The organism is Sphingomonas sanguinis NBRC 13937 (genome assembly GCF_001591005.1).
GTDB lineage: Bacteria > Pseudomonadota > Alphaproteobacteria > Sphingomonadales > Sphingomonadaceae > Sphingomonas > Sphingomonas sanguinis.
The window spans coordinates 1-11,085 of record NZ_BCTY01000076.1; the positions used below are offsets into that span (position 1 = coordinate 1).

The following is an 11,085-nucleotide window of genomic DNA, read 5'->3' on the forward strand; positions in this document are numbered from 1 at the left end:
CCCGCCGATGCGTTCAGTGCCGCAGGCCTGTATCGGCGGGCTTGGCGAAAAGGCGATGCGCGCGCGGCGAATAATATGGCCGTCAGCTGTTTCAACGGCAACGATATGATGGGTTATCGCCATTGGCTTCGGTGTGCGGCCAAGGCTGGCGACACCGGTGCCGCCAGGGAGTTGCGGAACTTTGAAACGCGATTGCCGCATCGGCTTGCTCAGCGGGTCGGACGTCTGAGGCCGCAGCAAAAGCGTGACGCGACCTATTAAGCGGTTCGATCGCATAGCATCCCACCCCATTCCCCCCTACATCCCTTCCCATGCACCGGGTCGCCCCCGCCATCATTCTGTCGGTTCGGCCGCATGGCGAGCATGGGGCGATCGTGCGGGCGTTGACTCGCGAGGACGGGGTGCAGCCGGGCTATGTGCGGGGCGGGCGGTCGCGGGCTTTGCGGTCGGTACTGCAACCGGGAAACGGCATTGTCGGCGAGTGGCGGGCGCGGACGGTGGAGCAGCTTGCCGCGCTGACCATCGAGCCGGGGCATAGCCGCGCGGGGCTGCATGGCGAGCCGCTGGCCGCTGTCGGGATCGAGTGGCTGTGCGCGCTGACTGCCGCCACGCTGCCCGAGGAACAGCCTTATCCGGTCCTGTACGATGCACTCGACGCGGTGCTGACCGCGATCGAGTCGGCCCCGTCCGCGCGGGGCTGGGCGGGGGCGTTGGTGCGGTACGAATTGCTGCTGCTGGGGCAATTGGGGTTCGGGCTCGATCTGGAGCGGTGCACGGTCACCGGTGGGACGGACGATCTGGCCTTTGTGAGCCCGAAGAGCGGGGCGGCGGTGTCGGTGGGGGCGGCCTTCGGTTATGAGGCGAAGCTGTTTCCGCTCCCCGATTTCCTGCGCGAGGGCGGGGTGGGGGACTGGCCCGAGATATTCGCCGCCGGGCGGATCACCGCGCATTTCCTGGCGCGCGATATCCTGGTGGGCTTGCGCAACGATCCGATGCCCGCCCGCGCGCGGCTGTTCGATCGGTTCAAAAGGGCGGTTGCGTGACACCGGCCCGCTAAGGCAAAGGGCGCTTCCGAACATAGGTAAGACAAGGGGCCAGCCATGGCATTGATCGCGATCCTCGCCGGTGACGGCATCGGCCCGGAAGTGACGGCGGAAGCGCGGCGCGTGCTGGAGGCGCTGGACCTGGGCCTGACCTTCGAGGAGGCCAAGGTCGGCGGAGCGGCCTATGAGGCGGCGGGCCATCCGCTGCCGCCCGAGACGCTGGAGGTGGCGGGCCGCGCCGATGCGCTGCTGTTCGGGGCGGTCGGCGATCCGCGCTTCGACAATCTGGAGCGCGCACACCGCCCGGAGCAGGCGATTCTGGGTCTGCGCAAGGCATTCGGCCTGTTCGCGAACCTGCGCCCCGCCCGCCTGTTCGAGGGGCTGGAGGATGCCAGCTCGCTGCGCCCCGACATTGCGCGGCGCATCGACATGGTGATCGTGCGCGAGCTGACGGGTGACGTCTATTTCGGTGCCAAGGGGCGCGGCACCACCGAGGCGGGCCTGCGCGAGGGCCATGACCTGATGCGCTATGACGAGGAAGAGGTCGCGCGGATCGCGCGCGTCGGCTTCGAGACCGCGATGCGCCGCCGTCGCCGCCTGTTGTCGGTGGACAAGGCCAATGTGCTGGAAACCTCGCAGCTGTGGCGCGACGTGGTGATCGAGGTGGCGAAGGATTATCCGGACGTCGCGCTCGACCATATGTATGTCGACAATTGCGCGATGCAGCTGGTGCGCGATCCGGGCCAGTTCGACGTCATCCTGACCGGCAATCTGTTCGGCGACATCCTGTCGGATCAGGCATCCATGTGCGCGGGCTCGATCGGGATGCTGCCCTCCGCCGCTCTCGGGGCGACGGGCAAGGGGCTGTACGAGCCGATCCATGGCTCGGCGCCCGATATCGCGGGGCAGGGCAAGGCCAATCCCTGCGCGGCGATCCTGTCGTCGGCGATGATGCTGCGCCACTCGCTGGGCCTGACCGACGCGGCCGACCGGATCGACGCGGCGGTGGCGGGCGCGATTCGTGAGGGCGCGCGGACCGGCGATCTGGGCGGCAGCCTGTCGACCCGCGCCATGGCCGACGCGATCCTCGAACGCCTCTGACGCCCCATGAGCGCGCTCCTCGAACTCGCGGTCGTCATCCCGACCTTCAACGAGCGCGCCAATGTGCCCGTGCTCATCGCCAAGCTCGACCAGGCGCTGGCCGGGCGGCGGTGGGAGGCGATCTTCGTCGACGATAACAGCCCCGATGGGACCGCCGACGCCGCGCGCGAGATCGGCAAGGTCGATCCCCGCGTCCGGGTGATCCAGCGGATCGGGCGGCGCGGCCTGTCCTCGGCCTGTATCGAGGGGATGTGCGCCACCGCCGCGCCGATGGTGGCGGTGATCGACGGCGATCTTCAGCATGACGAGACGCTGCTCCCGAAGATGCTCGACCGGTTGCAGGCGGAAGGCGATCTCGACATCGTCGTCGGCTCGCGCTTCGTCGATGGCGGCGGGACGGGCGACTGGGACCGCGACCGTGTCGCCAAGTCGGCCTTTGCGACGAAGCTGTCGCAGCGGGTGCTGAACGTGAACCTGTCCGACCCGATGAGCGGCTTCTTCATGGTCCGCACCGATGTCGCGCGTGCGACGGTGCCGCATCTGTCGGGGATCGGCTTCAAGATATTGCTCGACATCATGAGCGCTTCGCCGCGCCCGCTTCGCGCCGTCGAGATGCCCTATGTCTTCCGGCTGCGGACCGAGGGCGAGTCGAAGCTCGATCATGTCGTGGCGATGGAATATCTGATCGCGCTGTACGACCGCCGCTTCGGCAAGGTGGTGCCGGTGCGCTTCGCCATGTTCTCGGCGATCGGGGTGCTGGGCGTGGGCGTGCACATGGCGGTGCTCAGCCTGTTCTTTGTCCTGCTGGGCGCAAGCTTCCTCGCCAGCCAGATCGTCGCGGTGGCCGCCGCGATGACGTTCAATTTCTTCCTGAACAACGCGCTGACCTATCGCGACCGGCGATTGACGGGATTCCGGCCGCTCCTTGACGGGTGGGTGTCCTTCTGTCTGGTCTGTGCGGTGGGAGCGATCGCCAATGTCGGCGTGGCGGCCTTCCTGCACGACGCGCGCGCCAATGAATGGGCGCTCTCGGCCCTGATCGGCGTGCTGGTCGGCGCGGTGTGGAATTATGCGCTGTCGTCGCGGTTCGTGTGGGGGCGCTACTAAGCCCTCACCGCCACTCCGTGAACCAGGCCCAGCGCAGGAACGACCTCGGCCCGGCCAGCGCGCCTGCGGTCAGGATCGGGTAGAAATAGACGCACAGGCACACCGCCGCGACCAGATACGCCTCGTCCCAGTCGCGCAGGGCCCCGCGCCACCGATCGATCGCCACCGCCAGCGCCACCGACAGCCAGATGGCGGGCAGATAGTAATAATAATAGAAGCCCAGCGACTTGGGGATGATCGCCCACACCGCGAAGCCGCCGATCCACAAGGCCGCCGCAAAGCCCAGCCGGATGTCGCGTGTGCGCAGCCAGCCGAGCGTGCAGGCCGCAACGGCGACCAGCCCGCCCCACATCACCACCGGATTGCCAAGCAGGAAGATGCCCCGCTGCGCCCCGTCCGCCACCTCATAGAAATACCAGATCGGCCGCCCGATCACCGGCCAGCTCCACCAAGTCGACTGATAGGTATGCGGCGGCAGGATCTGGGTCTGGCGCGCATACATCTCGGCCTGGAAGGGCAAGAGCCGGCCCAGCGTCATCGGATCATGGGTGTAGAAAAAGGCGGGCGCGAAGGTTGCCGCATAGGCCAGCCCCGCCCCCAGGCCGAGCAGGCCCCAGGCCGACCACCAGTGGAGACCCGGCCAGCGGCTGGCATCGCCCCGCTTCATCAACACGAAGCCGATCGCGGCGTACCCCAGATAGGGCACCGCCGCCCATTTGGTCCCGACCGCCAGCCCCAGCAGAACCGCGCCCAGCGTCCATCGCCACCGGCTCTGCGCTACGGAGCCACGCATCGACCAACCCATGGCGGCGACCGCCAGCACGACGAACGCCGCCATGAAGCCGTCGAGCATCGCGATCCGGGCCTGTATCAGCACCATGAAATTGGCGAGCGTCAGCACCCCCGCCATCGCGGCGGTACGGGTCCGCCGGGTCATCAGCCAGACGATGCCGAACACGCCCGCGACCACCGCCGTACCCGCCAGGGTCGACAGCGCGCGCCAGCCCAGCGGATTGTCGCCGAAGATCATCATGCCCAGCGCGATCAGCGCCTTGCCGAGCAGCGGATGCTCGATATTCACCGGTCCTTCCAGCGCCAGCAGCGTGCGCGCGGCGGGCACATAATGAACCTCGTCGAAGACCAGCTTGTGCGGCGTGGTCAGTCGCCAGCAGAACAGCATCTGCGCGGTAACGAGCAGCGCGATCAGGGCCGGGAACGGCCGATGAAGCAGGGTGAGCAGGCGGCGCATGATGCGGTCATGGCGGCCTCGCCCAAGGGGCACAAACGCTTTTTCGGTCGGGGGTGCTGTTACAAAATGTCCCTAACCGATCCTTCAGATTCGGTCGCTAACGATCATGGTTGAAGGTTGGAAATGATCGGCCGATTCGGGGGCGACACGGCCGCAGCAGAGGGACGAGCGACACGATGGGTTGGCTGGGCAAGAAGGAAGCGAATGTCGATGATCGCACGGCAAGGGCCGTGTTTGATCTATCTCCCGATGCGATGCTTCTATTCTCGGGGGGCAAGTTCGTCTCGGCGAACCCCGCCTCGGCGCGGGTCTATGACCGGCCGCTTTCCGAAATTCTTGGCAAATCGCCCGTGACCTTTTCGGCCCCCTGCCAGGCGGACGGGCGTTCCACCGAAGAGCATGTGGGCGAACGTATCGGACAGGCGCTGAAGGAAGGTTTTGCGCGATTCGAATGGCTGAATACCGACAGCCGGGGGACCATCGTACGCCTGCTCGTTACGCTGATCCCCGCGAATGTCCTGACCCCGCAGGACGTGCTGGTCCTGTGCCAGGAAATGGGTGAAACGATGGCGATGGTCGGCCAACTGGGCGACGGGCTGTCGCGCCTCGCCAATGGCGACCTGTCGCACCGCATCGTCAAGCCCTTCCGTGATGATTACGAGCCGCTTCGTCTGCACTTCAATGAAACAGCGGAAATGCTGGGCGGCTCGATCAGCAAGGTCGACGATTCCGCGCGGCGAGTTCACAGCGCGGCGCTGGAGATCGGCAAGGCGGCGGGCGATCTGTCGCGCCGGACCGAGCATCAGGCCGCCTCGCTGGAGGAAACCGCCGCCGCGATGCGCCAGGTGACCGAGGCGATCCAGGAAACCGCGCAGTTCGGCTCCAAGGCGGCCGAGGTCGCCGCCTCCGCGCAGAGCAATGCGGCCGAAAGCGGCATGGTCGTCCAACGGGCGATCGACGCGATGAGCGGGATCGAACGCACCTCCAGCGAGATTTCGGAAATCATCGGCGTGATCGACGGCATCGCGTTCCAGACCAATTTGCTGGCGCTGAACGCCGGGGTCGAGGCGGCGCGCGCGGGCGATGCGGGCAAGGGCTTTGCGGTCGTCGCGAGCGAGGTTCGCGCGCTCGCCCAGCGCTCGGCCGATGCGGCCAAGGATGTGAAGGGGCGGATCGGCGCTTCCGATACGCAGATTCGCGCCGGTGTGCAGCAGGTCGACGCGGCCGGTGCGACCCTGCAGCGGATCGCCGCGCAGGTCAGCGAGATGGCGGCCCTGATCGCCGATATCGCGGGCGCATCGCAGCAACAGGCGAGCAGCGCATCGCAAATCACCATCGCGATCAGCGATCTGGATGCCGTGACCCAGCAAAATGCCGCGATGGTCGAGGAAGCGACCGCCGCCGCGCGCGAACTGGTCGGAGAAGCCAGCGCGATGAGCGATCAGGTCGGGCGTTTCCGGCTGGCGACGCACCCTGCCCCCATGGCGATGCCCCGGTCGCTATCCCGCGCCGCCTGACCGGCGGCCCGCGCACGCCCCTCTATTCGTCAGACAATTTGACGAACCCCTGTCCGGCATGGCACCCATGATGGTGACGTGGCGCGGGTATTCCCAACGATAGGGAATCGCCCGCGCCATCTGAGAGGATAAGTGGGAGAGTGACGTGACGCGATGGTCCCGACCGATGATTTTGGCAATTCTGGCGGCCACCGCCCTGTCGCCCGCCTATGCCCAGGCGCCCGTCGCCAATGATGGCCCGGCCCGCAGTTTCGAGGTGAAGGGCAAGGGCTTCCTGCGCAACGGCCAGCCGCATCAGGTGATCTCGGGCGAGATGCATTATACCCGCATCCCGCGCGCCTATTGGCGCGACCGCCTACGCAAGGCCAAGGCGATGGGGCTGAACACCATCACCACCTATTCCTTCTGGAACGCGCATGAACCGCGTCCAGGCGTCTATGACTTCAGCGGCCAGAACGACATCGTCGCCTTTATCCGCGATGCCCAAGCCGAGGGACTGGACGTCATCCTGCGCCCCGGCCCCTATGTCTGCGCCGAATGGGAACTGGGCGGCTATCCGTCCTGGCTGCTCAAGGATCGCAAGCTCGTCCTGCGTTCGACCGATCCGCAATATACCGCCGCCGTCGACCGCTGGCTGATGCGGCTGGGGCAGGAGGTGAAGCCACTGCTGCTCAAGAATGGCGGGCCGATCGTCGCGGTGCAGCTCGAGAATGAATATGGCGCCTTCGGCAACGACCAGGCGTATCTGCGCGGGCTGGAGGCCAGCTACAAGCGCGCCGGGCTCGGCGACGGCATCCTGTTCACGTCGAACCAGGCGGGCGACCTGGCCAAGGGATCTCTGCCCAATCGTCCGTCGGTGGTGAATTTCGGGTCGGGCGGCGCGGAGAATGCGGTCGCCAAGCTGGAGGCCTATCGCCCTGACGGCCTGCGCATGGTCGGCGAATATTGGGCGGGCTGGTTCGACAAATGGGGCGAGGAGCACCACGAGACGGACGGCAAGAAGGAGGCCGAGGAAATGGCCTATATGCTCAAGCGCGGCTATTCGATCTCGCTCTACATGGTGCATGGCGGCACCACCTTTGGCTGGATGAACGGGGCGGACTCGCACACCGGCAAGGACTATCATCCCGACACGACCAGCTATGATTATGACGCGCCGATCGATGAGGCGGGCAATCCGCGCTACAAATACGGCCTGATCGCCGCCGCCATCGCCGAGGTGACCGGCAAGCCCGCCGCACCCACGCCCGCGCCGACGGTCGCGACGACCTTCCCGGTATCGGCGGTACGGCGTAGCGCCTCGCTCTGGGACAATCTGCCGACGCCAGTACGGGCGGCCCAGCCGAAGACGTTCGAGGAACTCGACCAGAATTACGGGTACGTCCTTTACCGCGTCACCGTGCCCGCAGGGGCGGCGGGGCCGCTGACGCTGAAGGGCATGCACAGCTATGCGCAGGTCTATCTGGACAAGACGCTGGTCGGCACGCTCGACCGGCGGCTGGACCAGGAAACGGTCGAACTGCCGGCGCGGACGAAGCCGACCACGATGAACATCCTGGTCGAGAATACCGGGCGCGTGAACTATTCCCACGCCATCCGCACCGAGCAGACCGGCCTGACCGGCGCGGTGACGCTGGCGGGGCAGCCGCTCCATGACTGGCAGATGTTCCGCCTGCCGATGGACAATCTGTCCTCGCTAAAGCTGTCCGCCAAGCCCTGCACCGGGCCCTGCTTCTATGAGGCGGAAATGACGGTGGCCAAGCCCGGCGACACCTATCTCGACATGCGGGGCGCGCATAAGGGGCAGTTGTGGCTGAACGACCATAATCTCGGTCGCTTCTGGAGCATCGGGCCGGTCCACACGCTCTATACGCCTGCGCCGTGGCTGAAGGCGGGGGCGAACCGGGTGTTGTTCTTCGACCTGACCGGGGATGCGAGCGACAGGCTGACGACGGTCGACAAGCCGATCTACGGCAAGGTCACCAATCACCGCGAGGCGCAGTAACGGTATATCCTCCCCTGCAGGGAGAGGGTGACCGCCGCAAAGCGGTGGTGGAGGGGGCTTTCCGTTAGGGGTTTCCTGAGAGGAAGCCCTCATCCGCCAGCGCGATGCGCTGCCACCTCCCCGTGCCGGGGAGGATCGACCTCAGCGAACCGCCGCCGCCTGGTTCGCGACAATCGCCTCGCGCTGTTCCGGGCTCATTGCGGCGGCGTTGACGTCGGCGGCCTTGATCGCATCGGCGCGATCCTCGGCATAGTCGCGGGTCTTTTCGGCTTGCTTGTCGAGCTGCTTGGCTTCGTTGCGCAGCGCGTCGGCCTGGCTTTCCATGCCGTCGGCACGGTTGTCCGCGGCCTTTTCGACATTCTCGGCAAGCTTGTCGGTGCCCTTGCTGTTGCACGCCGACAGCGACACGAGGCTGGCGGCCAGCAAAAGGCCGATACGGATCGTCATCGTCATTCTCCCTGTTTGATCAGCGGGAACAACCGGGCCCGGCGCATTTTCGTTCCGCTATCGCAACGGCGACACATGCGGCGTTGTGTCGGAATATCCTTGAACCCCGCTTCCCGGACCGGCAAATGAGCGGGCATGAAGCGTAAGACTGGCCAAGACCGTTCGATCACCACCAAGTGGCGTCCCGCGACGCAGGCCGTGCGCGGCGGCACCGCGCGGTCCGAATATGGCGAGACGTCCGAGGCGCTCTTCCTGACCTCGGGCTATTGCTATGACCGGGCAGGGGACGCGGCGGCACGGTTCGCGGGCGAGCAGGAGGGGATGACCTATTCCCGGCTCCAGAACCCGACCGTCGAGATGCTGGAACAGCGCATCGCCCTGTTGGAAGGCGCGGAGGCGTGCCGGACCATGGCGTCGGGCATGGCGGCGATGACGGCGGTGCTGCTCTGCCAGTTGCAGGCGGGTGACCATCTGGTCGGCGGGCGTGCGGCGTTCGGATCGTGCCGCTGGCTGACCGACACGCTGCTGCCCAAGTTCGGCATTTCCACGACCGTGGTCGATGCCCGTGACCCGCAGGCGTTTCTGGACGCTGTGAAGCCCGAGACCAAGGTCTTCTTCTTCGAGACGCCCGCCAACCCGACCATGGACGTGGCCGATCTGGAAGCGATCTGCGCCATTGCGCAAGAGCGGGGCATCACCACGGTGGTCGACAATGCCTTTGCGACCCCGGCGCTGCAGCGGCCGATGGATTTCGGCGCGGACGTCACCGCCTATTCCGCGACCAAGATGATGGACGGGCAGGGTCGCGTGCTGGCGGGCGCGGTCTGCGGGACCGAGGACTTCATCACCAACACCCTGCTGCCCTTCACCCGCAACACCGGCCCGACCCTGTCGGCGTTCAACGCCTGGGTAGTGCTGAAGGGGCTGGAGACGCTGGACCTGCGTATCCATCGCCAGTCGGAATCGGCGCTGAAGGTCGCGACCTTCCTGGAGGGCCGCGTGCCCCGCGTCCTGTGCCCGGCGCTGCCCAGCCATCCGCAGCATGACCTCGCCATGCGCCAGATGAAGGCGGGCGGCAGCATCTTCGCGCTGGAACTCGATGGTGGCCGCGAACAGGCGCACGGCCTGCTCGACGCGCTGGAGCTGATCGACATCTCGAACAATATCGGCGACTCGCGCTCGCTGATGACCCACCCCGCCTCGACCACCCATGCCGGTGTCACCGAGGACAAGCGGATCGAGATGGGCATCGGCGAGGGCATGCTGCGCCTGAATGTCGGGCTGGAGGATGCCGACGACCTGATCGACGATCTCGACCAGGCGCTGCGCGTCGTGGGTCTGTGAAGGCGCTCTTTCCCCATGCGCTGACCACCGGGCCGGTAACGGTCCGCGTGTCGGTCAGCTATCTGCCCGAACAGTCCGAGCCGCAGCGCGGGCGTTGGTTCTGGGCCTATCATGTCCGTATTGAGAATGACGGCGAGCAGCCGGTGCAATTGCTCACCCGTCGCTGGATCATCACCGACGGGCGCGGCGCGCGCCATTCGGTCGAGGGTGAGGGCGTGGTCGGTGAGCAGCCAGTGATCCAGCCGGGGGCGTCGTACGACTATGTCTCGGGCTGTCCGCTGGCGACGACCAGCGGCGCGATGCAGGGGAGCTATCGCATGGTCGGCGCGGATGGCGTGACCTTCGACGCGGCCATTCCCCAATTCGCGCTGATCGCTCCGGCGGTCGCGTCGTGAAGCGGACCCATCTCCCGCTCAACGGCCTGCGTGTCCTGGACGCCGCCGCGCGCCATCTGAGCTTCACCCGCGCCGCCGACGAACTGGCGGTGACCCCGGCGGCGGTCGGGCAGCAGATTCGCGCGCTGGAGGATACGCTGGGCGTCGTCCTCTTCCGCCGCACGACGCGCGGACTGGAACTGACCCCCGAAGCCGAGGCAGGCCTGGCCCCTCTGCGGGCGGGCTTCCTGCAATTCGAGGATGCCGTGCGCGCCATGCAGGCGGGCCAATCGTCCAAGTCGCTGACCATCGCCGCGCCGCGCGACGTGACCGAGAAGTGGCTGATGCCGCGTCTCGCCGCCATTGCCGCGAGCGACCCGGACCTGCGCTTCTCGCTGATCGCCTCGGACGAAGGGCTGGACTTCACCGAGGCCAATCTGGACCTCGCCATCCGCTGGGGCGACGGCCCTGGCGGACTGGAGGGCGAGGCGATCGAGTCGGACGGGATGATTCCCATTGGCCCGGCCGATGCGCCGCTGATCGCTTGGCCGGGCGCGCCGGAAGAGGGGGCGCCGCTGGTCCGTGTCACCGATGCTGGCCTCGCCATCGATGCGGTCGCGGCGGGCTTGGGCCGCGCCGTGGTGCCGCAACTGCTCGCCGAGCGCGACCTGGCCGAGGGCCGTGTGGTCGCCACCGGCGAGGCGGTGCCCTCGCGCATGGGATATTGGCTGGTCGCGCCGCTGCCGCAATGGCGCCAGCAAAAGGTCAAGGCCCTGGTCGAGGCGCTGGGGGGCTGATCCTCCCCGGAACGGGGAGGGGGACCATGCGCAGCATGGTGGAGGGGGATCGCCGCAAGGGATGCCCTATGTGGAAGCCCCCCCCCCCCCCCCCCCCCCCC

Annotated in this window: 11 protein-coding genes; 8 read left to right on the forward strand and 3 right to left on the reverse strand. The window is 67.0% G+C overall.

The features are described from left to right. On the reverse strand, positions 1 to 276 hold a 276-nt coding region (locus tag SSA01S_RS19985), incomplete at its 3' end, for a hypothetical protein (RefSeq protein WP_217996069.1). Between the two features lie 35 nt (positions 277 to 311). Here SSA01S_RS19985 and recO point away from each other — a divergent pair. Genes recO through SSA01S_RS17930 form a run of 3 tightly spaced genes read left to right on the forward strand, consistent with a single transcriptional unit; the run spans position 312 to position 3,251 of the window. Then, on the forward strand, positions 312 to 1,043 hold the full coding sequence (gene recO / locus SSA01S_RS17920; RefSeq protein ID WP_061781485.1) for a DNA repair protein RecO: 732 nt from the start codon (positions 312 to 314) through the stop codon (positions 1,041 to 1,043). A 57-nt stretch (positions 1,044 to 1,100) separates the two neighbouring features. Further along, on the forward strand, positions 1,101 to 2,144 hold the full coding sequence (leuB, locus tag SSA01S_RS17925) for a 3-isopropylmalate dehydrogenase (RefSeq protein ID WP_061781486.1): 1,044 nt from the start codon (positions 1,101 to 1,103) through the stop codon (positions 2,142 to 2,144). Between the two features lie 6 nt (positions 2,145 to 2,150). Next, the gene (locus tag SSA01S_RS17930; protein WP_061781487.1) at positions 2,151 to 3,251 is read left to right on the forward strand and encodes a glycosyltransferase family 2 protein; all 1,101 of its coding nucleotides are present in this window, start codon (positions 2,151 to 2,153) and stop codon (positions 3,249 to 3,251) included. A gap of 4 nt (positions 3,252 to 3,255) precedes the next feature. Here the strand turns inward: SSA01S_RS17930 and SSA01S_RS17935 are convergent, their stop codons facing one another. Continuing rightward, positions 3,256 to 4,500: a phospholipid carrier-dependent glycosyltransferase gene (locus SSA01S_RS17935; RefSeq protein ID WP_061781488.1), complete on the reverse strand. Its 1,245-nt coding sequence runs from the start codon at positions 4,498 to 4,500 to the stop codon at positions 3,256 to 3,258. Between the two features lie 254 nt (positions 4,501 to 4,754). Here SSA01S_RS17935 and SSA01S_RS17940 point away from each other — a divergent pair, with 254 nt between their 5' ends. Both SSA01S_RS17940 and SSA01S_RS17945 read left to right on the forward strand, forming a co-directional pair. Further along, entirely contained in the window at positions 4,755 to 6,017 is a 1,263-nt protein-coding gene (locus SSA01S_RS17940) for a methyl-accepting chemotaxis protein (RefSeq protein WP_061781489.1), read from the forward strand. A gap of 166 nt (positions 6,018 to 6,183) precedes the next feature. Continuing rightward, on the forward strand, positions 6,184 to 8,022 hold the full coding sequence (locus SSA01S_RS17945; RefSeq protein ID WP_061781490.1) for a glycoside hydrolase family 35 protein: 1,839 nt from the start codon (positions 6,184 to 6,186) through the stop codon (positions 8,020 to 8,022). Positions 8,023 to 8,163: 141 nt separating this feature from the next. Here SSA01S_RS17945 and SSA01S_RS17950 read toward each other — a convergent pair whose 3' ends face one another. Next, positions 8,164 to 8,469: a hypothetical protein gene (locus tag SSA01S_RS17950; RefSeq protein ID WP_058716430.1), complete on the reverse strand. Its 306-nt coding sequence runs from the start codon at positions 8,467 to 8,469 to the stop codon at positions 8,164 to 8,166. A 135-nt stretch (positions 8,470 to 8,604) separates the two neighbouring features. Between SSA01S_RS17950 and SSA01S_RS17955 the strand changes: the two genes are divergently transcribed. The 3 genes from SSA01S_RS17955 to SSA01S_RS17965 are packed head-to-tail and all read left to right on the forward strand — an operon-like array spanning position 8,605 to position 10,984. Continuing rightward, positions 8,605 to 9,813 (forward strand): trans-sulfuration enzyme family protein, encoded by a 1,209-nt coding sequence (locus SSA01S_RS17955; RefSeq protein ID WP_061781491.1) that lies wholly within the window; start codon positions 8,605 to 8,607, stop codon positions 9,811 to 9,813. After that, a complete protein-coding gene (gene apaG, locus SSA01S_RS17960) occupies positions 9,810 to 10,208 on the forward strand; it encodes a Co2+/Mg2+ efflux facilitator ApaG/CorD (protein WP_061781492.1) in 399 nt (132 codons plus the stop codon). Before SSA01S_RS17955 ends, apaG begins: the two co-directional genes overlap by 4 nt. Next, positions 10,205 to 10,984, forward strand: coding sequence for a LysR family transcriptional regulator (locus tag SSA01S_RS17965; protein WP_061781493.1), 780 nt, complete (start codon positions 10,205 to 10,207; stop codon positions 10,982 to 10,984). Before apaG ends, SSA01S_RS17965 begins: the two co-directional genes overlap by 4 nt. Positions 10,985 to 11,085 lie beyond the last annotated feature (101 nt).